The following is a 23,272-nucleotide window of genomic DNA, read 5'->3' as shown; positions in this document are numbered from 1 at the left end:
GAACGGTACTATTTTACAAAAAAAAGATCCAAATCAATATTGCTGTGAACGGCAGTTTGATTTAGGAGAAGGAGATGTAATAACAGTTGAAGAATAAAAACGTACTAGTTATTGGAGGCGGACTCGGTGGACTGTCTGCTGCGATTTCCCTTGCTCAGGCCGGATACGATGTCTCTTTATATGAAAAAAATGAGCATATTGGTGGAAAGCTAAACCGCCTAGAACAGGATGGCTTCGGTTTTGATTTAGGTCCATCCATCCTTACGATGCCCCAGATTTTTGAAAAATTGTTTTCAGCCAGTGGGAAATCGATGAAGAACTACGTGCAGATTGAAAAGCTGGACCATCAATGGCGCTCTTTTTTCCCTGATGGAAATATCATAGACTTGTATGAAGATTTGAAGGAAATGCAAGAAAAGAACTCATCTCTGAGTGAAAAGGATATGGCTGAATACCAGGATCTTCTTCACTATTCAAAAAGACTTTATGATATGACGGATAAAACCTATTTTAAACATGGCGTTGATAAGACGAGAGAAGTCATGAAACATACGGGCTTATTCTCTGCTATAAAGAACTTTGATCTATTTTCTACAGTTCACGGAGCGATTGATAAACGGATTAGTAATGATCAGTTCCGCGATATGCTTTCATATTTTATCAAATACGTCGGTTCGTCCCCTTATGATGCACCGGCTGTCTTGAACATGATGATCTATATGCAGCATGACCAAGGTGTATGGTATGTACCCGGCGGTTTGAATAAACTTGCGGACGGCCTAGTTAGGCTTGCTAATGAAGTCGGTGTTCAATTCCACATGGGCACGAAGATTGTCAGGCTTGAAAAACAGAACGGCGAAATCACGGGAGCCATTTTGGAGGACGGTACAAAAGTATCAGCAGATTATTATGTTTCCAATATGGAAGTCATACCGGTGTACGAACGATTACTGGAGGAAGACAGCTCTTTTGTGAATAAATTAAAGAAGAAATTTGAACCGGCCAGCTCCGGCCTTGTCATGCATTTAGGCGTGAAAAAGAGCTATCCACAGCTGCGCCATCATAATTTCTTTTTCGCAGAAAATATGAAGGAACAAATGAAATCGATCTTCCATCGTCATGAGCTGCCGGAAGATCCTGTCATTTATTTGGTCAACGTCAATAAAACAGATCCGACTCAGGCTCCTGAAGGACATGAAAATATAAAAGTACTGCCGCATATTCCTTATATTCGGGATCAGAAACCATTCACGCAGCAGGACTATGAACAATTCGCTGAGCGCGTCCTGATCAAATTAGAAAAGATGGGATTACACGACTTGCGGGAAAATATCGTTACAAAGGATTTATGGACACCGGAGGATATCAGAATGATGTACGGCTCTGACCGAGGTGCCATTTATGGAACGGTGTCAGACCGCAAAAAAAATAAAGGGTTCAAGCATCCGAAAAAAAAGTGAACGCTATGACAATCTCTATTTTGTCGGTGGAACCGTAAACCCCGGCGGCGGAATGCCAATGGTTACCTTAAGCGGCCAGCTTGTTAGCGAGAAAATAGTTCAGAGGGATACAACCCATGTCTGACAATGAGCCTCATTTTCTGAAGACATTACCGGAAAGGCAGAGGGAAGAACTGTTGTTCACGGGTAGGCCTTCAGTTGATATGGTTAAAAAACAGCTATTGAAGCTGAAATCCATCCTCATGGAGAACGAAGCGGCCTTGATTGAGGCTCTTCATTCAGATTTAGGAAAACCGGCATTCGAATCCTTTTCATCTGAAATCGCCATTTTATTGAATGAAATCGATTATGTTAGCAGGCATTTAGCAAAATGGAACCGGCCTGTCAGGTCGAGGCACCTTAAAATGGGATATGTGGAATCTCTCGAAAGGATGCGTCATCCATATGGGAGTGTACTCATCATCGGTTCGTGGAATTATCCGGTCCAGCTTAGTTTGATGCCTGCCATTGGAGCAATGGCCGCCGGAAACCGCTGCGTGATCAAACCATCTGAACATGCACCGGCAAGTGCTGAACTTTTAAAAGAACTGATCAATCAAGCATTTCCTCCCGAACAGTTACATGTCGTGACGGGAGATGCACAAACCGCGAGCTTGTTGACATCAGCTCCTTTTGACCTGATTTTTTTTACAGGCAGCGGAAAGACGGGGAAAGCTGTGGCAGAGCAGGCTGCTAAACAGCTCACACCGGTGATCCTGGAACTCGGCGGAAAGAATCCATGTATTATGGATGAAACAGGCTTTTCAAAAGCCGCCATTAGGGATATTGTCTGGGGTAAATTCCTTAATGCTGGGCAAACCTGTATTGCACCGGATACGCTTTTTGTCCATCAATCTATTTATGAAGAAGTCCTGACTGAAATTTCTGCTTGTATTTCCGCTTTCTACGGAGATCGGCCTCAGGCAAGCGGGGATTTTGGCAGAATCTGTACACATGCACATTTTCAAAAAATGGTTGATTTTATCGGGGAGGGAATTGTCCGACATGGAGGAGAGCATGATTCAAATGATCGCTTCATCGCCCCGACCGTTGTAACGGATATGAAAGCAGGAAGTCCGATTCTCGAGGAAGAAATCTTCGGTCCGGTTCTTCCTGTCATTCCTTATACAGACTTGAAAACGTTATTATCCAGTGGCGGAATTCAGCGCGATTCACTTACGGGTTATATATTCAGCAAATACAAGAATCACATTCAACTGTTCAAGGAACATATGCGTTCACCAACCATCAGTGTCAATCAAGTGATCCATCATGCCGCGAGTCCCCATATCGCTTTTGGAGGAGTTGGAAGAAGCGGATACGGTGCTTATCACGGCAAAGCCGGTTTCCTAGCTTTTAGTTATGAAAAAACAGATTATCACACGTATCATTACCTGCGTTTTCAAGGTAAATTCCCGCCGTATTCCGACCAGAATTTGAAAGCACTGAAAAAGTTAAGAAGGTGGCTGCTGTAATAGGATGATGCTACACGCCTTTTACATAAGCATTCAGGATCGTTTCAGTTTCTCTACAGGCGGGGTGTAGGACTGTCATTTCATCTGGGACTTGTGAAGGGATCAAGCAGAATACTTTTTAGAAGTGAGGGAATTCACATGAAGAAGAAGGTGATTGTCGTCGGGGCTGGTGTAGCAGGGCTTGCCAGTGCCATAAGGCTCCAGCATGAGGGCTATCTGGTAGAAATATATGAAAAAGGTTTAACACCTGGAGGCAAAATGAATCGGGTTGAACTGGATGGGGGGGTACAAATTTGATTTGGGGCCCACCATCGTTATGATGCCTGAAATATATCGTGAACTATTTGAACTATGCGGACGCGACCCTGATGATTACATTCCAATGAAAAAATTGGATCCAATTTATCGGGCTTATTTCAGTGATATTCCCGACACGCCTTTTGATATCTCCTCTGACCTTACTCATTTGACAAAGACCATTGAATCAATTAGCGAGGAGGACACGGCAGGTTTTTTTCAATATATGCAGGAAATTTACAAACGCTTTATCATCGCTAAGCATCACATCCTTCAAAGACCTTTTCGCAAACGGGCAGATTTTTATAATCTCCCGATGTTGAAGAAAGCATTGAAACTGAAACCTTATGACACGGCAGATCAGTTTATAGGAAAATATATTAAGAATGAACGGCTGAAACAATTGATCAGTTTTCAAACGTTATATATAGGTATTTCCCCTCTTAAAAGCCCTTCTTTTTACACCATGATTCCTATGATTCAATTTTTATATGGAGTCTGGTTTATAAAAGGTGGTATGTATACGATGGCTTTGGCTATGGAAAGGCTTCTCAGGGAACTTGGAGGAACTATTCACTATGGCAAGGATGTGCAGGAGATCGCCATTCATAATCGTAAAGCGGAAGGGATCGTTGTGGATGGACAGAATATCTCTTCGGATTATGTTGTTTGTAATGCAGACTTTCCATATGCGATGAAGCACTTGGTCCAGGATAAAAATGCTAAAGGAAAATATACCGATAAGAAAATCGAAAGCATGAAATACTCTTGTTCGTGTTTTCTGTTATATCTCGGTATGGACCGGAAATATGAAGAAATTGACCATGTACATAATTTTATTTTCAACGAAAACCTTAATCAAAATCTTAAAGATATTTTCGATGGGAAGAAACTGACGAATGCTTCCTTTTATGTGTATATAGCTTCAAAAATGGATCCTTCCCTTGCGCCTGAGGGAAAGGATGGATTGTATATCCTGATGCCCGTGTCGGATCTTTCTACTGCAAACTATGAATGGGACGCGGAAACCATTTCTTATTATCGCAGTTACATTTTAAGTGAATTAAAAAAAATTCGAGGTTTTGAAAACATTGAAGATGAGATTGTCTCGGAAACGCATACAACGCCAAAGGATTTTAGCTCTAAATTCAATGCCTTTAATGGAGCCACGTTTGGTTTGCAACCAATTTTGAAACAAAGCAACCACTATCGTCCTCAAAGCAAGGCGAGCCATTGTGAAAATTTGTACTTTACCGGAAGCAGTACTCATCCCGGCGCCGGTGTGCCAATCGTGCTATTATCAGCGAGAATTGCAGCACAGGAACTGATACAAGACGATACAGGCAATTTGTTTGATTATACAGTAAAATAAAGACTTTTCAGGGAACATAAAAGCTGTGATCATACTCGCAGCGGAAGGGGGCAGGTTTTATGACTGCTTTAGAAGTGATTAATCTCGCGATTGGATTTGTGGCAGTTGTGATTGGCTTCATCATGTTCTGGTCCTTGCCGGTTCCTGGTTCCTCCTCCAGCGGTAAGGAAGGTCGAGGTATTCCGTTTCTGTCCATCATTATCCCGGCCAGGAATGAAGAAGGCAGAATCTCACCGTTATTGCAATCATTGCAGGAGCAGCGTTTCAGACAATTTGAAATTCTGGTTGTGGATGACGATTCATCCGACAATACTGCGGCTGTCGCAAAAAGCTATGGAGCAAAGGTTCTGCAGAATCCAGGAGCAGGAAAATCATCGGCCTGCTGGCATGGGGCACAACAGGCCAAAGGAAGCTGGTTATTATTTTTGGACGCAGATACGAGATTCACCAGTGTGGAGGGTTTAAGCAACCTGCTGCATTTCTATCAGAAAAATGGAGCCAGAGGCATCACAGCATTACAGCCATTTCATACAGTTGAGCGCTTGTATGAACACATCTCGGTTGTATTCAACATCATCGTCGTGATAGGGATGAATCTATTTACGATTTGGGGATCGCGTTTTAAAACTGCTGGTTCGTTCGGTCCTTGCATCCTAAGTAATCGAGATGATTACTTTTTGACTGGTGGGCATAAAAAAATCGAAGGGTCCATCATGGATGATCTGGCACTGGGAGAGGCATTTCTTGAACATGATCTCCCGGTTCGTTGCCTTGGCGGAAAAGGAATTATGTCCTTGCGCATGTACCCTGAAGGCATAGGAAGCCTGATCGAGGGCTGGTGCAAAAGTTTTGCCGTCGGTTCCAAGTCAACTCATCCTGTTGTCATGCTGATGGTTATCTTCTGGATTTCAGGCAGTTTTGTTGCTGCGGGAGCACTAATCTCTTCTATTATCGAATGGAACACTGCGGCAATGCTGATCAGTGGAATCTTGTATATCCTGTATAGTTTTCAAACGGCATGGTTTGCCAGCAGGGTCGGTAATTTCAGATGGGCAGTTTTCCCTTTTTATCCGATATTGTTTTTATTTTTCGTAGGGATCTATCTGTATTCCTTCATCAGGGTGAATATTTTTCATTCTGTAAGTTGGAAGGGTCGTAAAATTAAAGTCTGATGCCCCTGTTTTTTGAATGGACAATTGTTGATTTTGCACAGAGTGATCATATAGATGATAGAGAAGCTCGGGGATGGTGAACCCGGGTTTCTTTGCATGTAGGGTAAAAGATGCTGGAATCTGAATATTTGAGTTTCTTTCGGGAAATTTTCGAATTTAAATAAAGCCAGCACTTAAGCCAATGATTATGAGCACCCATTTACATATCTCCAAAAAAACTTTAGAGTTCCTCTGCATATTTAGTTAGCAATATTATAGGATCCACATTGGAAGTGCGAAATATTAAATAATAATACAAGTCATGTAGAAAAAAGCATGGTGATTAACCTATAAATCATCATGCATTTTTACTTCTGAATTTTATCATACAAAGTTGTTTTAAGATAAGTAGTTTTCGAAGAAATACCCAATCTGATAAATAGTCGGAAAAATTCCGCTTAATAAGTAAATTGCACTGTCAATAGACTGAATAGAGGGAGAAATTCCGTCTATTGACTCAAAAAACACTAAATTGGTGAATTTTGCTTGGCATAAGAGTAAAAACTCCGCTTATTTAGCCAAAAATGGACTCGATTATGAAAATAACCGGAAAAACTCCGCATATTTTACTTTAGCAACAGGTAATAGGAGATATCGGCTTTTGGTTTACTAACCATGTGTATTTGAACTAAAAGGGAAGAAAAACAGTAAATAAGCAAACTTTATTAATCATTGAAAAGGATAATTCAGAGCCCTTGTGGAATTTATTTACAATACGATGATCGAATGAGTTGTTCCTTTTTCTAGATCATTAATAGTGGATTGGAGATTACTATGTTCGGTTTTAAAGTCAATGATTCTATAAGTCTCGAATTATTGCAACTGCATCATACGGAAGAAATTTTTAAGTTGATTGATCACAACCGGGATCATTTAAGACAATGGTTGCTTTGGGTGGATAAACGCAAAACTTCAGATGATATGGTGCCGGTGATTAATCATTGGTTAGAAAATCTCGCTAACAATCAGGGGTTCGATGTTGCAATCAGATATAATGGTGAGCTTGTTGGCATGATTGACGTCCAGTTCGATTGGGGGAATCGGGCTGCGAGCATTGGCTATTTCCTCTCAAAAGATAGCGAAGGTAAGGGGATTATCACGATCAGCTTAGAGTGTATGATTAAAGAGCTATTTGACACGTATTCGATCAATAGGATCGAAATCCAATGTGCGGCTAATAACTTGAAAAGTCAGGGGATACCTGAGAGATTAGGTTTCAACAGGGAAGGAATCAAACGCGCGGGACAATATCTATATGACCATTATGAGGATTTGATTGTTTATAGTCTCCTAAAGATTGAGCAGTCTTAATTCTTTTTTCAAATTCCAGTAGAAGAGAATGTAAACTCCGTGCTTTACAAATAACCTTAAAAGAATAGTGGTGGTGTTATTGAAAAAAAACGTACTGATACTGGATCTGATTTTTTATGTCGGTTTGCCATTGCTTTTTTGGAATGGTTTTCGTGACGTGATTGGTGATTATTATGCGATGCTGGCTTCTTCCGTTCCCGCAATCATCTATAGTCTGTATCGTTTTTATGAGGTCAAGAAAATCAACATTACCGGATTATACATAATTACTACTTTAGTTATTGGCACATTGATTGATGTATTGGCTGGCTCTGCCCTACAGATGCTTTGGAACAATGTGTTTTATAATGTGGCGATTGGCACATTGTTCTTATGTACCATAGTTATTAAAAGGCCGATGGCTATGTATTTTGGTTTGGATTTTGCAGAACTGCAGGGTCATGACCGTATATTTTGCAAGCACCTTTTCAAACAAAAAGAGATTTATATCATATTCCAACTCGTGACTTTATTGATTGCAATTAGAAGTGGTGTTTTTGCAGCTATTAAAGCATGGCTGATCATTGAATACGGGGTGGAGGCATTTGATAAGGGAATTCTTATTAGACAAGCAATAGGCTGGCTGTTTACAGGATTGACTATGTTCGGTTTTTTTTATACTAGTAAGGTCATTAAAGATCATCCTGAAATTTTGAAGAGAGTTGAAGAAGAATTATATGGAGTGTTAGAAGAAAGGTAATGAAGATTGGTGTAACTCTTGGCAGATTAACTTAATTTTGGAACTTGTTATTAAACAAGCGAGGCAGTTATGTTAATTATTTTTTTGACATCTCACCATCGGATCCAACCGTTGATATATTTATAGAGGGAGGAGTTCATATGGACTTTAAGAAAGCGTTTAACATTGGGTACGTAGTATTTTTGATTATCCTTGCATTAATTTATTTTATCATACCCTCAGAAAATACGTGGATAGCAATTGTAATACTAAGTTTACTCTTCGGCATCTATCAAATAGTCGTTGGTTATGTGTTAAAACAAAAACAAAAACAAAAATAGCATTATGAAGATATTGGAGTATGAGATTGGATAATCAAACTAATTTCTCACTCGGTCGAATTAACAATGGCGATCCTTCATAATAGAAGGTCGCTATTTTATTTTTCACCAAAAATATTGTGAAACTTTGTACTTAATCTATCGGGTGCTTTAACAAAGAATACAAAAGAAAGGAGCTTGGATTTTTCGGATCCAGCTCCTTCTTTATTGCTAAATGGTATGCGATTTTGTTTGTTATTTCATATGTGAAACAGGTTGTTATTTGTTTTTCTTTTTTCTATTTTGCATTTCAAAAGAAAATCCGTTAGCATCCTTACGTGGTCTCCATTTTATCTGGCAGCCACTTTGTTTAAAAACTGCTGTGTCCGCTTATTTTCTGAGTGCTCAAAGATTTGCTCTGGTGTTCCTCTTTCGACGACGACACCGCCGTCCATGAAGATGACTTCGTCTGCGGCATCGCGGGCAAAGCTCATTTCATGTGTTACGATGACCATCGTGATGTCTTCATTGGCCAGGTCCTTCATTACCTTTAGCACTTCTCCGACCAGTTCGGGATCAAGGGCAGATGTCGGTTCATCGAAAAGAAGCACCTGGGGATCCATCGCCATTGCGCGGGCAATTCCGACACGCTGTTGTTGGCCGCCGGACAGCTGGTGGGGATAATTATCAGCCCGGTCATGCAGACCAACCTTTTCAAGGAGAGCCATTGCTTTTTTTCTCGCTTCTTCTTTTGAACGCCTCAATACAACGATTTGGCCTTCCATCACATTTTCAATGGCGGTCAAATGAGGGAAGAGGTTATAGTTCTGGAATACCATCCCTGTCTGCTTGCGGAAGGCTACCATTTCGGCTGTTTTGATTTTCATATTATCCCCAAACTGGAGCTTCTTTGTGCCTAGCTCTATCTTTCCGGCATCAGGAGTTTCGAGCAGATTCATGCACCGCAGAAGCGTGGTTTTACCAGATCCGGAAGGGTCGATGATCACGGCCGTTTTCCCGGTTGGGATGGATAGGTCTATTCCAGTTAATACTTCCAGTTCACCAAACTTTTTATGCAGGTTTTCAATCTTTATCATTCAGGCACCTCCATCATTTTGCTACACTTCTTCCAAAACGTTCTTCTAGCCTGTTCTGGAAATAAGAAAGGGCTGTGCTGAAAATCAGATAAATAAATGCAACTTCAATGTATAGCCACAGCGGCTCATAGGTAGCTGCCGCAATTTGCTGTCCTTTTTGAAACATTTCGGTCACGGTGATGGTTGCTGCCAGGGACGTATCCTTAACCAGGCTGATAAAGGAGTTCCCAAGTGGCGGAAGTGATACCCTGACCGCCTGTGGAACGATGATTCGTCTCATTGCCTGGCTTCTGGTCATACCTATGGAAGAAGCTGCCTCCCATTGTCCTTTAGGAATTGAAAGAATTGCCGCACGGATAATTTCAGAGCTGTATGCCCCTTTATTCAAGGTGAAGGCAATGACAGCTGCCGGGAAGGGATCTAGAGTGATCCCCAAACTCGGCAGCCCGAAGAACAGAATGAAAATCTGCACAAGCAATGGGGTACCCCTGAAAATCCAAACATAGAACCTAGAGACGGCCACTAGCACTTTAATGTTGGAAAGACGCGCAAGCGCAACAAAAAATGCAAGAATTAATCCGAGTACAAAAGTAATTAGTGTGAGAGGGATTGTAAAATAGATCCCGGCTTTTAAAATAGGAAAAAAGGAATCAACGAGGATTCCTATTATTCGTTCTGCACGTTCATCAAACATTTATATCATATCCTTTATTTCGATACGTCGGAGTTGAACCATTTTTTAGAGATTTCGAGGTATGTTCCGTCTTCTTTCATTTCTGCAAGAGCTCCGTTCACTGCCTCGACAAGTTCATCGCTGCCTTTGCGAAAAAGGAAAGCATTGCTTGTTGCGTCTTTTTCTTCATAAACAGTTTTTACTGGAAGCTCAGGGCGCTGCTTCTTAAGATCAAGATAAGAAAGACTGTCATTAATGGTTGCATCGATCCTGCCTGATGTAATCAGGTCGATGGACTGATTGAAGCCTTCCACGACTGTGTTGGTTGCGCCATGTTCCTCAGCAATTTTACGATAATTGCTGTCCAGCGACTGACCGACTTTTTTGCCGTCCAAATCATCGAGTGTTTTTATTTCATTATTATCTTCATGAACGATCAGTACAGCTTTAGAAATGATATAAGGCTCTGACATATCATATTTTTCAAGGCGTTCTTCACGGATGGCCACTTCATTCGCAACCATGTCATAACGTTTGGCGTCCAGGCCGGCAATCATGCCGTCCCATTTCGTTTCAACAAACTTAGGCTTGATGTCAAGGCGCTTGAATACTTCTTCAGCAATTTCTATATCAAAGCCAGTCAGCTTACCTTCTTTGTCATGGTAAGTAAATGGGGCATACGTACCTTCAGTCCCAATGGTTATTTCGCCTTTATCCTTGATTTGGTCGTAAAGGCTTTGGTCTTTCGCTGTATCTTTGTCATCGCTGCTGCTGTTTCCGCATGCCGCAAGAGACATCGCTAATATAAATGTGAGTAAAATTAGGGGTGTACTTCTTCATGTCTGCATCAATCTCCTAGTAATTTTATCGGTTTAATTAAAATAACGTTAATTAGAATAATCCACCTCTAAATAAATGTCAACGGATCTTGCTTGCTAGTATATCAATCCCCATAAACTTCTCATTTCATGTGCTTATGTTACAGGTAGTTTAATGTAAAGAGGATTTTCCTTCCCAGCAAAGGATATTATTTTAAGCAGTAATACAATAAGATTAAAGAAGTGAAATGTATTGTTTAGAAAAGTTGGTCAAATTATGTTGTATGTCAATAATCAGGATGAGGCAGTGAAATTCCGGACAGAAAAATTAGGCTTCAACTTTCAAGACAATGAAGGGAACTATTTTGCAGTAATGGAATAAAGGTGTGTGAATATGTTGAAGCTGCTGATTCGTGTCCATCCATGTATAAGGAAGGGTCTACATAATTGAAGGTGATAAAGTAATCTTTGATACTTTTAATGAGATGGTAAGTAAATATGAAAAGCTGGATAGTCTATACAATTTGAACAAAGTAGATTCAAAATATGTTCATCGTATGACGAAAGGCATTGTAGCATTTAAGATTCATATTACTAAAATAGAGGCAAAGGCGAAACGGAATCAAAACTATCCAGTGGAAAGGCAAGAGTTGGTTATTCAAAATCTAGAAAATACAAGAAATCATGATGATATAAAAATTGATACCCTTATGAGAAAGAATCTGTGAAATAGTTTTCTTCGTAATAACTGAAACAGCCAGGAACTCATCTCCATTCTGGAGCAGCAACCAACGCCTGGACCGTGAAAGTTTTCATTAGCTCACCGACTTATTGGCAATGGGATAAATAGAGTAAATGTCTCTTGAATTCATCACAAATGATGAAATTTCTATAAACCATGAGCTTTTTTCAGTGCTGAGTAATGAGTTAAAGTTTCTGCAAAGGTCTAATCAACTCGGGGAATAATTAGTTAAAATGGGTAGCTTAAAGATAATTCTGATTCAACGGAAAAATATTTGACAATTTTGACATGTATATGTATATAATATAAAAAACGACAGGTTCACAATATAACCATGATGATAACTTGTATAAGCGCTTCAGAGAATCATTGATTGTCTGAGTGAAAATACAATCTTTGATTCACAAGGTTCGATTGTAACAAATCGGTATACTTTATCACTCTTTTGGGTGATTTGGTGTACCGATTTTTTATTAGGAGGGTAAAGATGACGAAGGGTCAGCTGGAAGCAGAGATTAGCAAAGCACTAACTCAGTGGGAAAAGGATTTTTTAGGAAGAGGTTCAGTGAAAGTCAAAACAGATATTCTTCGCGATATGGTCATCGTCCTATTAAAAGGGATTTTAACTCCTGCAGAATATAAATTATCGGAGACAATCGAAGGGCTATTATCCATCAAAAAAATACGATCTGATTTAGTGGAGATTGATCGAGAGACATTAGATGGGATCATCAAAGAACAAACTGGAGAGGAAGTGGTCTCTTTTTATACTGATATCAGTACAAAAACTGGGGAACGAATCATGGTTTTTCGCCTAGGTGCTGACCTGGAAAAAAAACTGAACAATTAATCTCGGGAGATACTCTGAATTACCCTTCGTGAAAGGTAAGTTGGATATAAACCGGTTATTCACACGTTAAGGATGGCCTTTTGGCTCAAATCGGCGTGTGAATAACCGGTTTTTTTATTGAATGAGAAAGTTTATATTTTTTTAACTTAGATAAGTGTCTAGCTATTCGAGTTGCTGCGATCCCCTTAGGATGTCAAAGAGCGACTTCACTAGACACTCCAGCACTTGTCGTGGCTGATCAAGGCGCATGCGCTTTTCTTATTTATAACGGGAGGTTTTTTATATGGAGGATTTTCAAAAGGTCTTGTTTTTAACAGGGATGGAAAATCAAGCAGGGAAATGGGTGGAGCAAAAAACAGGACACTCTTTAGATGATTTGCTTTTCATAAAATGCTCCGGACCCTATGTTGCTCATCCATTCGACAGTTTAATGAGAACCCTCATATTGGCTGCTGCACAAATGAAAATAGAACAAATTTATGTAGTAGGTTATCAGGGGATTACTTATGACATGGAAGATGAAGTGGGCTTTCTTTCTGAACGCAACCAAAATCATGTCAGTACGCTAAATTATCTTTTTAAAACAGGCTGCTTAGGAATGAGCGCAGGTGAGTTAAGCGAATGGTTAGCTAGGAAGAAAAGTGCTGAAGAAGATGTGAAGCAAACAGCATCTTTAATTCGTTCACATCCCCTGCTTCCATCCCAGATTAGAGTCTCTGGTTTTTTGGTCAACGATTCAGGCAAGGAAATCCTGATATGTTAAAGGACCGAAGCCAGCATCCCTATTTTAATAAAAAAGGCGCATTGGCAACGATGCACGGAAAAGAAAGCGTGATTGCACCCTGTTTTGAAAAGACTCTGCAGCTGAGCTTACAAGTGCCGCCAGACATAAACACCGATGAACTGGGAACCTTTTCAGGGGAGATTGAGAGGAAAGGGACACCTATTGAAACTGTCCGACAGAAAGTAAAAATGGGAATGGAATTGCTGGGCTCACCTTTGGGCATTGGCAATGAGGGGAGCTTCGGTCCTGCGGTGCATTTTCCACTGCTATCTGAGGATCATGAAATCCTTTTGTGGATTGATCAGGAACGAGGGATTGAAGTAGTAGAGCAAGTATTTAGCACAGAAACCAATTTTGACTCCATCACGGTGAAGCGTTGGGACACAAACCTAGAGTTTTTTTTATCAAAAGTAAGATTCCCTTCCCATGCACTAATCCTTAAACCTAATAAACATCAAGATAAAGGAATCATTTTTAAGGGGGTGAACGACGTTGAAGAGTGTAAAGAAGCTTTATCCTCCTGCGCGGCAGTTTCTGAAGATGGAATGGTCCAAGTAGCCACCGATATGAGAGCTAATAGAAATCCGACTCGGATGAGGGTCATTGGAGAGGTTGCAGAGAAGATGGCACAGCGTTTGGCTTCACTTTGCCCTAAATGTGCGTGTCCTGGCTGGGGTGTCGTGGATGTCATTCGCGGCCTGCCATGTGAAGGCTGCGGATTGAGAACTAATTGGGTTGCAAATGAAGTATTTGGCTGCCCGAGTTGTCCAAAAAAAGAGATTGTTCCAAGAAGTGATGGGAAGCAGAAAGTTTCACAAAGTCAATGTCCATATTGCAATCCTTAAACGATGAAGGGAGAGATGAGTCATGAATTGTTACGTCTGTGAGGGACATGGTGAATTGATGGAGCATTCAGGAACAGAACTAGAGATATCCACCTCGAGCAGTGAGGTCTGTCCATATTGCAATGGCACAGGATTTATTGAAATTAATGAATAAATAGGGGGTTAAGAAGATGGAAATGAAAAAAGAAGTGACAAACAAGCAGCCAATAACAGTTGCATATGGGGACGGCATTGGCCCGGAGATTATGGAAGCGACTTTGAACATTCTCGATGCAGCAGGTGCGCAGCTGGATATTGAGGTGATTGAAATTGGCGAGAAAGTCTACCGGCGAGGAGCAGCGACTGGAATAGAAGCAAGTGCCTGGGAGTCATTAAGAAGAACGAAAGTCTTCCTGAAAGCACCTATCACGACGCCACAAGGCGGGGGATACAAAAGCTTGAATGTTACCACAAGAAAAGCACTCGGACTGTTCTCCAATGTCAGACCTGTCTATTCCTATGCGCCATTTGTACAAACGAAACATCCTAACATGAATGTAGTCATTATTAGGGAAAATGAAGAAGATCTGTATGCAGGAATCGAGCATCGTCAAACGAGCCAGGTGTATCAATGCCTCAAATTGGTGTCTCGTCCAGGCACAGAGAAAATCATTCGGTATGCTTTTGAGTATGCGAGAAGCCACGGCCGTAAAAAGGTGACCTGCTTCGTAAAGGACAACATCATGAAGCTGACGGATGGCTTATTCAGCCAAGTCTTTAACCAAGTTGGCGAGGAGTATCCTGAACTCGAGAAAGAAACATGGATTGTGGACATCGGAGCAGCAAAGCTGGCAGATCAGCCGGAGTTGTTTGATGTGGTAGTGATGCCGAACTTGTATGGAGATATTTTATCGGATGTGGCAGCACAAATATCTGGGTCTGTCGGATTGGCAGGTTCGGCCAATATAGGGGAAGAATGTGCGATGTTTGAGGCAATCCATGGATCTGCTCCACGACGTGCCGGCCAAAACCTGGCGAATCCTTCAGGTCTTCTTCTCGGTTCGGTGATGATGCTTCAGCACATTGGCCAGCCAGAAGCAGCTTCTAGGGTCCATAATGCCTGGTTAAAAACATTAGAAGAAGGAATTCATACTTATGATATCTTTCGTGAGGGAGTCAGCAGGGAAAAAGTCGGCACTAAGGAGTTTTCGCAGGCTGTCATATCACGGCTAGGGCTTTTGCCTGACACCCTTCCAGCCGTTACTTATACAAGGTCTGCTCCTTTTAAGACAACGCCGCAAATTCAAGTGTCACAAAAGAAGGAGTTAGCAGGAGTAGACATTTTTCTCCAATGGGAAGGAAGTTCACCTGATGAGTTGGGAAAGCAACTGGAACAATTCTCTATTGAAAACCTTTCGTTAAAAGTCATTACAAATAGAGGCGTAAAGGTATACCCAGAAGGCTTTTCTGAAACCTTCTGCACCGATCACTGGCGCTGCCGCTTCCTAGGTGAGGACGGAGACAGATTCGAACGGATGCACGTAGCAGAACTTTATAAAAAACTGACAGAAGCAGGATTTGATTGCATCAAGACAGAAAATCTCTACTTCTTTGATGGAGAACAAGGGTTTTCTAGTGTACATGGATGATATATTGATAGACAGAGGATGAACTCTACATGGGTTTGTCCTTTTTTTATTAGCTGTAATAGTATTCATTGTTAATATTCGCAATAATGTCAGCCGCTATCACTTTAGAATAAAGGATGGACGCATCTCTTTAAGGGTGTTGCAACAAAGTATCAAAGCGATTAACTTGCCTAGTTTCAGACACTTTAAGTCATTGAGGTAAGAGAGCATTGGTGAGTACACAGTATAAAACTAAGGGAGTTGGATAAGAAGTTCAATATAAGAGCCGATTTTAGCAGGAGCAGATATGCAGAAGAATAAAGAGGTTGAAGCATTTGCCTAGGACATAGAGACATTTGAGTACCAACAAGATTTAAAATAACCGGAGATTCTCCGGTTAGGCTGCATTATATCGCTCGTTTGGGTGGAAATAAGCGGAGAATTTCCGATTAAATGGTGCAAAATTGTCCATTTGCCTGTTTTTTAAGGCGATAGTCGGAATATCTCCGGCTATTTGAGCTATTTTTAGAGCTTTTTCGAAATTAAGGGAACTTTCTCCGCTAATTTATTTACTCGCCGCTTATTCCCTCATCCGTTTCACCGAAATCCCGCTATTTTTAGGGCTGGGCGGTCCAGGCGAGAAAAAAAGTATTCTTGAATAACCTCGAACAGCTTATTGAACAATGAGGTGGTTAGATGAATAAAGAATTAGGATGAAATACTATGGCCCTAATATAATTGTACCAAATCAACGGTAAATACTAATCCGGCTTTTTATTTGAAAATATTTAGTATCAAGCAGCAGTCGGACAATAAGATTGCAATCGTTTGTAAAGTTGACTTTACAAATTGTAAAGTACGTTATACAATTTACTTGAGATAAAGTAGTTGGAAGTATAGGTGGCATTTTTTTAAACATGAATGTATAGTAGACTTTACAAAATGTAAAGAGAACTATACATTAAAGTTGTGAAGGTGTGGTGGTTAAGGTCGATGGGACTAGCAAATCGTGTGAAGGAATTGAGGGCAAAGCATCGTTATACGCAAAATGATTTGGCTGAGAGGGTTGATGTGACAAGACAGACAATCGTTGCTTTGGAGAAGGGGAGCTATATACCATCCTTGTTACTGGCAATGAAAATTGCCCAAACGTTCGAATTGCCAATTGAAGAGATCTTTTTTATGGAGGAGGAAAAATAATTATGAATCAAAAGTTTTTAATGTCAATGGGGATTATCGTTTTGTTCGGATGGTCCATGGTTGCCTTTTACTATGCACAAATGGATTTTGCTGAAGTTTTAAAAAATCCCGAGCCGCCCTGGACCGTGACATTCAATGCAACACCAGTTTTTGCAGCATTAGTAGTAGGTGGTATTTTAACAGCCATTTTGTTTAGGAAAAGTAAAAAGAAGAACAAATCGTTTGCGAAAGCATTCTTTTTGCCGCCTGAGTTTGAAGAAGGGGACGAGAGAGAACAAGAAATTACAGCTAAAGCATGCAGAGCTTCATACGTTACGATGTGGTATGCTTTTCCCATCCTTACTTCGTTGATGCTTATTTATCCTTTGATCTCGGAAACGATTCCCTATTATCCAGTTATTATTATTATGCTCTTGCCGGTTGTCCAATCTATTGCATATTTCCTTTCGTGGAAAAAGCATTACTAAGCATCTTATATTTCCGTTCTTTATAGACTCTCTTTTTTCCTCAGCAGCTGAGCTGAATGCATAATATCTTCATACCGATCCTGCCGAGCAGTCCTACACATTAAGGGAACTGGATAAAAGGCTGGCATGGTATGCGGTTGGGGTGATTATTGGTTTGATTTGGATGATTTGGATGATTTGGATGATAGCTTCCATGCCCCTTGGAAAAAACACCGTCGGATTCATACGTTAACGGGTTTACTTCAGAGGTGCAAACAAGTAAAACACAAAGCAAATCGCACGGATTTTCACTTTGAAATTCACCGTGCGATTTTTCGTGTTATATCAATGTATTTTTGTAATTTAACCATTCACAAGTCATTTCACATGGACGGAAATAATTATTAGAGTATGTGATTTTGTAGTGATTTAGTAAGTGGATTTTATAGTAATTGTGAAGGTGTTTGGATATTTAAGTTGAAATTGTAATAAGACTATCGAAGACCTTAATAGGGATATATTTTGTTATCGTGTTAAAGTCTAATCCACCTTCACCAATTATCACTGTTGATGGTAAGAAACTAGAAGTTGCACGAGGTTCGTATTGTTGGGATGGGTTATTTAATGCTACTTGTGCTGATACTATTTCTCCTCCAATGTTAATTGAACATCATGAGATTAATCCTGTGATTATATCGCCTGAATCTGAAGTAAAAATCGAATATAAAAAAGAACCTGAAGAAAACACATTGGGAGTTACTAGATGGCTTAATAATAACGAAGTTGAAGATGTTTCGTTAAATAATAATGTATTGGTAGTCCCAAATGAAAAAGGTGTTTATATTTACGATGTCCATGCAAGGTGGGAAAAAGGAGATTCAAGTTATGCTTTCGTTATTGAAGTTCAATAAGTCTTCTTAAGGTAAAGTGTTTAGTGAATCCTAGAAGGGTAGATGCCTTTTTGTTGATTTTATTATTGAACAAACGGGGCAGGATAGCTTAAGAAAAGATGTCATTGAATGTGGAGGTGAAGGGAATGTTTTTTTTAGAAATGGTCTTTGCAATTTTAATTATAATTTTTGTTATAGCCATACTTAATAATAAGGGAATTTCTATAGGAAACTATAATGCCTTAAAAATTTTACTCGTACTTGTAATGTTAGGGATTTTAATACGAGTTGACTTCAAGTTTGTGGAGTATGATTACTTTTTAAAAGAAACGGTTGAACCGATTGTAAGTATCATTTTAATTTATTTAATAGTGGCTCTGCTAAACCGTAATGGATTTTTAGATAAACTGAAACTTAATGATTTTGTTGGAGTAATAATCGTCGTTGGAGGTTTTGCGGTTTTAATAGCAATAATAGTTATTTAATAATGTAGTTAGTGAATTAATAACATAAAGAAACAAGTGTGTCGATCGAGGATTAACGTTACTTTTGTTGATTTACTTATTAAACATACGGGGCAGCATTCCTGCGCTTTTTTGGTGGAATTATTTTTTATTGCACTAAAGAAGCAGGTTAATTGAATGCAAATGGAATCTTTTACAAAGGGTATTCGTATTAATAAAGAGGTGGTAAATGATGTTGGAAAAATTCAAAATCAGCTTCTTTATTGTTGTTGGCAGCTATGCCTTACTAGTGCTTGCCACTTATCTTTTTAATGGTGAGTTTGACACAAGCATTATTGGAATGTGGGGACTAATATTAGGTTTATTAATTTGAATTGCAGCTTTACCCTTACACAAAATAGTTTTCTTTGGAGGGAGAGGGATAATGGGGGGTTCAATCCCCAGAAATTCCGGGTGACGAACATCTCCACAACAAGATTCACAAAAGTTACGAGAAAGAACACAAAGAAGAGATTTCTAAAAACAGACCATTGCAGGGCAGGATGTTCTCTCCTTAGCTGGAATTATTATTATATTAATCTCTCTTTTTATGGTTTAATTTTAATTTTCATTTGGAAATCATCAAGTCCATTTTATTAAAGGTGAGAACGACACTGTATAATTAACTTGTGCATTAATTCTGAGGAATAATGCACTTTTTGTTGTAGTTCTTATTGAACTATCGGAAGCAGGTTATTGGAAGAAATGGGCCTCTTTGGGAAGACTGAGAATGAGGTGATTAGTTTGAAAAAGACAGTGTTTTTATTATTACTATTTTTATTTAGCAGTAATAATGTGTTTAATGCAGAAACCATAATTGAAGCTGACACTGAATTATGCGAAACGGTAAAAATGGCACTTATAAGTAGCAATAGGAAGCCAGTAGATAAAGCAATTGAAAAAATTTACAAGAATGACATAGATGCACCGAAAGATCTTACCTGGGCTTCTTGGGAGACAGAAATCCTCAAGATAAAGCAGTTATATGGTATTGGTGGATTGTATGAGATAACCTTAAAAGTCTATCCTTATTATGGTGCTCATAATGGATATGGAGAAGATGAAGTTGTGATAAACACCAATGGTGATCTAATGGGATTTAAACACTTGAGAACATATACTTGAATAGCTTAGAAAACGGTGCGTAATCGAGCAGGATTTACGCACCTTTTTATTGAATTTCTAATGAAACTAATGGTGCAAATAGCGAAAAGGAAATTGCTCCATATGAGGAAGTGAAAATATATTGAGTGGAATAGAATATAAAATTTCCTCTGCTTTTGATTTGTTCGATAAAGGCGAGTATCTAAAAGCTGAAAAAATTTATGATGATTGCCTAAGTGAAATAGATAAAAATTCAGGTGAATATAATCAGGTTTTACACGGAATGGGATATGTGAAATCACATCTCAACAAATTTGCAGACGCAAGGGATATTTACAAGGAACTAAAGAATTTGGCAAAGAATGTCGAGGAAGAAGCAATTGCAATTCATCAAATGGGTATGGTAGAAAGAATGGCTAAGAATTATGAAAAAGCACTACACCATCTTGATGAAGAACTTAGATTGTTAAGTGATTACGGTTTGGATAACTACCTTAAACTATCTGCTAATTTTTATGAGCGAGCTTATATCCATTTACTAAATTATGAATTGAAAACAGCAGAAAAATTAATGAATAAGTCCTTGAAATATGCTCAACTATGTGATGATAAAGTGTGCCTTGGTTGTTCTTATAGAGGTCTTGGGGAAGTATACAAAGCTAATGGATCAACACATATGCAACAGAATGTTTTGAAAGGGCAATTACGGCATTTAGGGAAGCAAACGACCAAATTGCTGTAAGGGAAATTGAAGCCTTAATGAAATAATTCTAATTCTAACGGGGCAGCATCCTATAATGAAGCTAACTTTGTGAACAAATGCACTTAAACATACGGGTGCTGGTTTAGCACAATAAGATAATATGAAAAAAGGCTTAGCCTTTTTGTATTGTGAATAGTGTGGTGGAATGGGTGCGAATTAATATGTGATTTTGTCTGTGATTTGCCGTTTTGCACCTCACAAGTAAACCCGTTATTCATACGTCTGTTGCTTTTCTTTTTACGATGGTGGTGGGGGTGAGTGCCATCATCCATTCATCCAGCTTGCAAAAATGGAGACGAAGACCTTGCCAGAAGGAACCGTGGACTTCCATGTTATCAGGCTGGCAGATGGTGAGGGTGACCAAACTCTGATTCGACCGGAACCTGAATATATGAGTGACAATGTGGAGTGGGGAAATCGACTAACTTCTGAATGGAGTCCGTTGGCACCCGTTCAATATGAAACAGATGAAATGGGGGTGATCCCAGGGGAATTATGGAATGAACTGAGCGGTGCATACTCCCCTGCCATTCATACAGAATATTATTAATTGAGAACTTCTGCCATGGCAGATCAACTAGTTTGGGATTTAATACAACGATATCAATATGAAGATAGTCCGGATAAATATGTTGAAATGAAACACCCAGGTTTGGATCTGTTGTTTGTACATACCGAAAAAGATATGAATGAGGTATTTGCTGCTAATGGCGACGGTGTCATGTATGTTCGTTATCATGGATAGGCAGGTATCGATATACTAATCGGAAATGTAGTTGAGAAAATTAAGTAAGTTTTTCGTTTTCTTTTTTCCTTAAAAGCAAAAGGAGAAGCACAGGGATCGATTCCTATCCTTCTCCTTGCTAGTCTATACAGCAATTCGATTATCTTCGAGTACTTGTTGGTATGAATGGGTTTCAGTATAGATTTCATCCTTAAGTGGGTTGAGTCTATGTTTTCGTATTCTGTAAAACTGATAAACTACTAAAGCGATATTGGCAATCAAGGATACTAAGCTTACGATGAAGAATGCCGTTGGATTATGGGTAGTTGGCACAGGTGCGATTCTATCGGCAAAAGAAGGAATTGTCATGATAAACATGATCCACAATGCCAATGTATGGGCCCGGTGCTGCAGCCATGCTCCTTTCTTGATGAAGAAGGTTGGGATGGTACAAGCAAGCAATAACGCCAGGCCGCTGTAAAATGAATGGTCGGACATGCAGTTGTACGTATAAGCAAAATTCCATAAATCATAAGCAATAATCCAAGGCCAGATCATATCAGGCCAAATCATATCCTTAGACTTATCTTTGGAGATATAGATCCCCGCCCATCCGCAGATGGCGATAATGTTCAGCAAACCAGCGATTCCATTCATGATATTCCATGGACCAGACATAACCCATAAATGATCAATATAGGCTCCGTTCCAGGCTCCATAAGTGTATACTTGAAAATCCCGAATACATGCCTCCAAAATGTTTAGTGCAAGAATTCCAGGTGGAAACCATAGTACCCATTTCTTTTTTGTAAGCGCTGGATAATAGCGGATGATCATGAAGCCAAGACAACCGGCAAGTGCGGAATATGTCTTAACCCAGTTAAACCAAGTTCCAGTGCCGTATTCATTTCCAGGGGCTGCGGTTGTCGGCCAAACGAAGATAGTCAGCACGACAGGAACAATGAGGAAAAGGAAGATCCCACCCCATTTGGTGGTACGACTAAATTCATTAAATGCCATTAAGCCAAAAAGAACAAATACCCAAATTCCCCAGCCTATAAATCCAGTAGATTCATATAACAAGCCCATCACATTTGCCTCCTTAAATTGCTCAATAGTGAGCATACTATAGCTATTAGTAGAACAGAATCATTATGGTTCAAGCTGATTTTAGTCGCTTGAAGCTGTATTTTGCCTGGTCATTGTGCAGCTGCCACATGTGCCAGAAAACATAAGGGACAATCAGGATAAAGTTAATCATTCCCCAGAATTTTAATACTTCAGGGTTGAACCAGGATGAGGAGTCCATGACTTGTGGGAAGATATCAAAGCAAGCTCTTAACAACAAATGGGCAGCCAATGTGTATATACGGGCTGTGATGTATAATTCAGGTCGCTTCTTGATGACAGGGTAAAGTTCTGCGGCTAACAGGATACAAACAGAGCTGGCAAAATACGTTGGAGATTCTGCATAAACAAAACAAGCATTCCAGGAAGTGTACAAGAAGTTCCACGACCCTGTTGTATAGGCTACTAAATCACCATAGGACTCAGTTGTGATTTTCCAAAATTTTGGAGCGAAAGGTATGGTTACACATAGGAGGAAGCCGCAAGCTGCATTAAAGTAGTTACCTAGCGATACATCTTTAATCGTAGCTTCAGCAATATTCAAGAAAAGAATGGCGTAAAAGAACCATAAGAAGTTTTTACTTTTTAGGATTTCCCAAATCGGCCCTTGTTTATCTTCATAAACAGCAATCCGTGAGAATCCAACAATGATCGTAGGAATGATAACGCTTAATATTTTTGCCCAGCGAAACCAGCCGTCTACATTTCCCATCAACCATAAAGGAATCGTCAACAGGGAGGCAAGCCAAAAATATGCTGCAAGTTTGTAGTGCTTACGAAAGAACACAATAATTCCTAAAAGCAGCGCCATATAGATTGGCATTGACAAAACATGTGGTCAAATATTCATTTTTCTCACCCTTAATTCAAATTTATAACAAACCGAACGTCCGTT

Annotated in this window: 26 protein-coding genes and 2 pseudogenes; 23 read left to right on the top strand and 5 right to left on the bottom strand. The window is 39.7% G+C overall.

Annotated elements, in window-relative coordinates; all coding sequences use genetic code 11:
* The first annotated feature begins 86 nt into the window (after positions 1-86).
* The 7 genes and pseudogenes from LC048_RS10890 to LC048_RS10860 all read left to right on the top strand — a co-directional run bounded on the left by LC048_RS10890 (position 87) and on the right by LC048_RS10860 (position 7,904).
* Positions 87-1,584 (top strand): annotated as a pseudogene (locus tag LC048_RS10890) (phytoene desaturase family protein).
* The gene (locus LC048_RS10885) at positions 1,577-2,974 is read left to right on the top strand and encodes an aldehyde dehydrogenase family protein (protein WP_226601099.1); all 1,398 of its coding nucleotides are present in this window, start codon (positions 1,577-1,579) and stop codon (positions 2,972-2,974) included. The pseudogene LC048_RS10890 and the gene LC048_RS10885 overlap by 8 nt, the downstream one beginning before the upstream one ends.
* A 138-nt stretch (positions 2,975-3,112) precedes the next feature.
* Entirely contained in the window at positions 3,113-3,271 is a 159-nt protein-coding gene (locus tag LC048_RS10880; RefSeq protein WP_306050236.1) for an FAD-dependent oxidoreductase, read from the top strand.
* 19 nt (positions 3,272-3,290) lie between these two features.
* Positions 3,291-4,643 carry a phytoene desaturase family protein gene (locus LC048_RS10875; protein WP_306050234.1) on the top strand — a complete coding sequence of 451 codons (1,353 nt, stop codon included), beginning with the start codon at positions 3,291-3,293 and terminating at the stop codon, positions 4,641-4,643.
* A 59-nt stretch (positions 4,644-4,702) separates the two neighbouring features.
* On the top strand, positions 4,703-5,815 hold the full coding sequence (locus LC048_RS10870) for a glycosyltransferase (RefSeq protein WP_306050232.1): 1,113 nt from the start codon (positions 4,703-4,705) through the stop codon (positions 5,813-5,815).
* Between the two features lie 813 nt (positions 5,816-6,628).
* Positions 6,629-7,165, top strand: coding sequence for a GNAT family N-acetyltransferase (locus LC048_RS10865; protein WP_226601096.1), 537 nt, complete (start codon positions 6,629-6,631; stop codon positions 7,163-7,165).
* Between the two features lie 79 nt (positions 7,166-7,244).
* Entirely contained in the window at positions 7,245-7,904 is a 660-nt protein-coding gene (locus LC048_RS10860; RefSeq protein WP_226601095.1) for a VC0807 family protein, read from the top strand.
* Between the two features lie 649 nt (positions 7,905-8,553).
* On the opposite strand, the gene LC048_RS10855 is transcribed toward LC048_RS10860, so the two are convergent.
* Genes LC048_RS10855 through LC048_RS10845 form a run of 3 tightly spaced genes read right to left on the bottom strand, consistent with a single transcriptional unit; the run spans position 8,554 to position 10,770 of the window.
* Positions 8,554-9,300 carry an amino acid ABC transporter ATP-binding protein gene (locus tag LC048_RS10855; protein ID WP_306050230.1) on the bottom strand — a complete coding sequence of 249 codons (747 nt, stop codon included), beginning with the start codon at positions 9,298-9,300 and terminating at the stop codon, positions 8,554-8,556.
* Positions 9,301-9,313: 13 nt separating this feature from the next.
* On the bottom strand, positions 9,314-9,994 hold the full coding sequence (locus LC048_RS10850) for an amino acid ABC transporter permease (RefSeq protein ID WP_226601093.1): 681 nt from the start codon (positions 9,992-9,994) through the stop codon (positions 9,314-9,316).
* A 14-nt stretch (positions 9,995-10,008) separates the two neighbouring features.
* Positions 10,009-10,770 carry an amino acid ABC transporter substrate-binding protein gene (locus LC048_RS10845; protein WP_306050228.1) on the bottom strand — a complete coding sequence of 254 codons (762 nt, stop codon included), beginning with the start codon at positions 10,768-10,770 and terminating at the stop codon, positions 10,009-10,011.
* Between the two features lie 274 nt (positions 10,771-11,044).
* Between LC048_RS10845 and LC048_RS25045 the strand changes: the two are divergent.
* The 16 genes and pseudogenes from LC048_RS25045 to LC048_RS10775 form a co-directional block, all read left to right on the top strand.
* Positions 11,045-11,152, top strand: a pseudogene (locus LC048_RS25045) (VOC family protein); the annotation flags it as partial.
* 82 nt (positions 11,153-11,234) lie between these two features.
* Positions 11,235-11,519 (top strand): hypothetical protein, encoded by a 285-nt coding sequence (locus LC048_RS25040; RefSeq protein WP_371932059.1) that lies wholly within the window; start codon positions 11,235-11,237, stop codon positions 11,517-11,519.
* 501 nt (positions 11,520-12,020) lie between these two features.
* On the top strand, positions 12,021-12,383 hold the full coding sequence (locus LC048_RS10840; protein WP_226601091.1) for a Na-translocating system protein MpsC family protein: 363 nt from the start codon (positions 12,021-12,023) through the stop codon (positions 12,381-12,383).
* Positions 12,384-12,666: 283 nt separating this feature from the next.
* Positions 12,667-13,146 carry a carbonic anhydrase gene (locus LC048_RS10835; RefSeq protein ID WP_226601090.1) on the top strand — a complete coding sequence of 160 codons (480 nt, stop codon included), beginning with the start codon at positions 12,667-12,669 and terminating at the stop codon, positions 13,144-13,146.
* Positions 13,140-14,012 (top strand): DUF6671 family protein, encoded by an 873-nt coding sequence (locus LC048_RS10830; RefSeq protein ID WP_226601089.1) that lies wholly within the window; start codon positions 13,140-13,142, stop codon positions 14,010-14,012. Before LC048_RS10835 ends, LC048_RS10830 begins: the two co-directional genes overlap by 7 nt.
* A gap of 22 nt (positions 14,013-14,034) precedes the next feature.
* Positions 14,035-14,166 carry a hypothetical protein gene (locus LC048_RS10825; protein WP_264188232.1) on the top strand — a complete coding sequence of 44 codons (132 nt, stop codon included), beginning with the start codon at positions 14,035-14,037 and terminating at the stop codon, positions 14,164-14,166.
* A gap of 16 nt (positions 14,167-14,182) precedes the next feature.
* Positions 14,183-15,640: an NADP-dependent isocitrate dehydrogenase gene (locus tag LC048_RS10820; RefSeq protein WP_371932027.1), complete on the top strand. Its 1,458-nt coding sequence runs from the start codon at positions 14,183-14,185 to the stop codon at positions 15,638-15,640.
* A gap of 972 nt (positions 15,641-16,612) precedes the next feature.
* Positions 16,613-16,819, top strand: a complete 207-nt coding sequence (locus LC048_RS10815; protein WP_226601088.1) for a helix-turn-helix transcriptional regulator — start codon at positions 16,613-16,615, stop codon at positions 16,817-16,819.
* A 2-nt stretch (positions 16,820-16,821) separates the two neighbouring features.
* Positions 16,822-17,286: a hypothetical protein gene (locus LC048_RS10810; protein ID WP_306050224.1), complete on the top strand. Its 465-nt coding sequence runs from the start codon at positions 16,822-16,824 to the stop codon at positions 17,284-17,286.
* 509 nt (positions 17,287-17,795) lie between these two features.
* Positions 17,796-18,176, top strand: a complete 381-nt coding sequence (locus tag LC048_RS10805) for a hypothetical protein (protein ID WP_226601086.1) — start codon at positions 17,796-17,798, stop codon at positions 18,174-18,176.
* Between the two features lie 125 nt (positions 18,177-18,301).
* Positions 18,302-18,640, top strand: coding sequence for a hypothetical protein (locus LC048_RS10800; RefSeq protein ID WP_226601085.1), 339 nt, complete (start codon positions 18,302-18,304; stop codon positions 18,638-18,640).
* Between the two features lie 208 nt (positions 18,641-18,848).
* Positions 18,849-18,992, top strand: a complete 144-nt coding sequence (locus LC048_RS10795) for a hypothetical protein (protein ID WP_226601084.1) — start codon at positions 18,849-18,851, stop codon at positions 18,990-18,992.
* Positions 18,993-19,363: 371 nt separating this feature from the next.
* Positions 19,364-19,783 (top strand): DUF3888 domain-containing protein, encoded by a 420-nt coding sequence (locus LC048_RS10790; RefSeq protein ID WP_226601485.1) that lies wholly within the window; start codon positions 19,364-19,366, stop codon positions 19,781-19,783.
* A gap of 121 nt (positions 19,784-19,904) precedes the next feature.
* On the top strand, positions 19,905-20,504 hold the full coding sequence (locus LC048_RS10785; RefSeq protein ID WP_226601083.1) for a tetratricopeptide repeat protein: 600 nt from the start codon (positions 19,905-19,907) through the stop codon (positions 20,502-20,504).
* A 325-nt stretch (positions 20,505-20,829) separates the two neighbouring features.
* Positions 20,830-21,075: a hypothetical protein gene (locus LC048_RS10780; RefSeq protein WP_226601082.1), complete on the top strand. Its 246-nt coding sequence runs from the start codon at positions 20,830-20,832 to the stop codon at positions 21,073-21,075.
* A gap of 15 nt (positions 21,076-21,090) precedes the next feature.
* Positions 21,091-21,270 (top strand): hypothetical protein, encoded by a 180-nt coding sequence (locus LC048_RS10775; RefSeq protein WP_226601081.1) that lies wholly within the window; start codon positions 21,091-21,093, stop codon positions 21,268-21,270.
* Between the two features lie 123 nt (positions 21,271-21,393).
* On the opposite strand, the gene LC048_RS10770 is transcribed toward LC048_RS10775, so the two are convergent.
* Positions 21,394-22,338, bottom strand: coding sequence for a DUF5692 family protein (locus LC048_RS10770; RefSeq protein WP_226601080.1), 945 nt, complete (start codon positions 22,336-22,338; stop codon positions 21,394-21,396).
* 70 nt (positions 22,339-22,408) lie between these two features.
* Complete coding sequence (locus LC048_RS10765; RefSeq protein ID WP_306050221.1) at positions 22,409-23,164, bottom strand: hypothetical protein; 756 nt, start codon at positions 23,162-23,164, stop codon at positions 22,409-22,411.
* Positions 23,165-23,272 lie beyond the last annotated feature (108 nt).

The organism is Mesobacillus subterraneus (genome assembly GCF_020524355.2).
GTDB classification, from domain to species: Bacteria; Bacillota; Bacilli; order Bacillales; family Cytobacillaceae; genus Mesobacillus; species Mesobacillus subterraneus_C.
Note: the sequence above shows the minus strand (reverse complement) of the source record. Positions and strands in the feature narration are given on the sequence as shown.

What these genes read in the sequence shown, in the direction of transcription:
- LC048_RS10885 (WP_226601099.1), top strand. Translation starts at nt 1,577, where the DNA reads ATGTCTGACAATGAGCCTCATTTTCTGAAGACATTACCGGAAAGGCAG.
- LC048_RS10880 (WP_306050236.1), top strand. Translation starts at nt 3,113, where the DNA reads ATGAAGAAGAAGGTGATTGTCGTCGGGGCTGGTGTAGCAGGGCTTGCC.
- LC048_RS10875 (WP_306050234.1), top strand. Translation starts at nt 3,291, where the DNA reads ATGATGCCTGAAATATATCGTGAACTATTTGAACTATGCGGACGCGAC.
- LC048_RS10870 (WP_306050232.1), top strand. Translation starts at nt 4,703, where the DNA reads ATGACTGCTTTAGAAGTGATTAATCTCGCGATTGGATTTGTGGCAGTT.
- LC048_RS10865 (WP_226601096.1), top strand. Translation starts at nt 6,629, where the DNA reads ATGTTCGGTTTTAAAGTCAATGATTCTATAAGTCTCGAATTATTGCAA.
- LC048_RS10855 (WP_306050230.1), bottom strand. Translation starts at nt 9,300, where the DNA reads ATGATAAAGATTGAAAACCTGCATAAAAAGTTTGGTGAACTGGAAGTA.
- LC048_RS10850 (WP_226601093.1), bottom strand. Translation starts at nt 9,994, where the DNA reads ATGTTTGATGAACGTGCAGAACGAATAATAGGAATCCTCGTTGATTCC.
- LC048_RS10845 (WP_306050228.1), bottom strand. Translation starts at nt 10,770, where the DNA reads ATGTCTCTTGCGGCATGCGGAAACAGCAGCAGCGATGACAAAGATACA.
- LC048_RS10840 (WP_226601091.1), top strand. Translation starts at nt 12,021, where the DNA reads ATGACGAAGGGTCAGCTGGAAGCAGAGATTAGCAAAGCACTAACTCAG.
- LC048_RS10835 (WP_226601090.1), top strand. Translation starts at nt 12,667, where the DNA reads ATGGAGGATTTTCAAAAGGTCTTGTTTTTAACAGGGATGGAAAATCAA.
- LC048_RS10830 (WP_226601089.1), top strand. Translation starts at nt 13,140, where the DNA reads ATGTTAAAGGACCGAAGCCAGCATCCCTATTTTAATAAAAAAGGCGCA.
- LC048_RS10825 (WP_264188232.1), top strand. Translation starts at nt 14,035, where the DNA reads ATGAATTGTTACGTCTGTGAGGGACATGGTGAATTGATGGAGCATTCA.
- LC048_RS10820 (WP_371932027.1), top strand. Translation starts at nt 14,183, where the DNA reads ATGGAAATGAAAAAAGAAGTGACAAACAAGCAGCCAATAACAGTTGCA.
- LC048_RS10815 (WP_226601088.1), top strand. Translation starts at nt 16,613, where the DNA reads ATGGGACTAGCAAATCGTGTGAAGGAATTGAGGGCAAAGCATCGTTAT.
- LC048_RS10810 (WP_306050224.1), top strand. Translation starts at nt 16,822, where the DNA reads ATGAATCAAAAGTTTTTAATGTCAATGGGGATTATCGTTTTGTTCGGA.
- LC048_RS10800 (WP_226601085.1), top strand. Translation starts at nt 18,302, where the DNA reads ATGTTTTTTTTAGAAATGGTCTTTGCAATTTTAATTATAATTTTTGTT.
- LC048_RS10795 (WP_226601084.1), top strand. Translation starts at nt 18,849, where the DNA reads ATGATGTTGGAAAAATTCAAAATCAGCTTCTTTATTGTTGTTGGCAGC.
- LC048_RS10790 (WP_226601485.1), top strand. Translation starts at nt 19,364, where the DNA reads ATGGGCCTCTTTGGGAAGACTGAGAATGAGGTGATTAGTTTGAAAAAG.
- LC048_RS10775 (WP_226601081.1), top strand. Translation starts at nt 21,091, where the DNA reads ATGGCAGATCAACTAGTTTGGGATTTAATACAACGATATCAATATGAA.
- LC048_RS10770 (WP_226601080.1), bottom strand. Translation starts at nt 22,338, where the DNA reads ATGGGCTTGTTATATGAATCTACTGGATTTATAGGCTGGGGAATTTGG.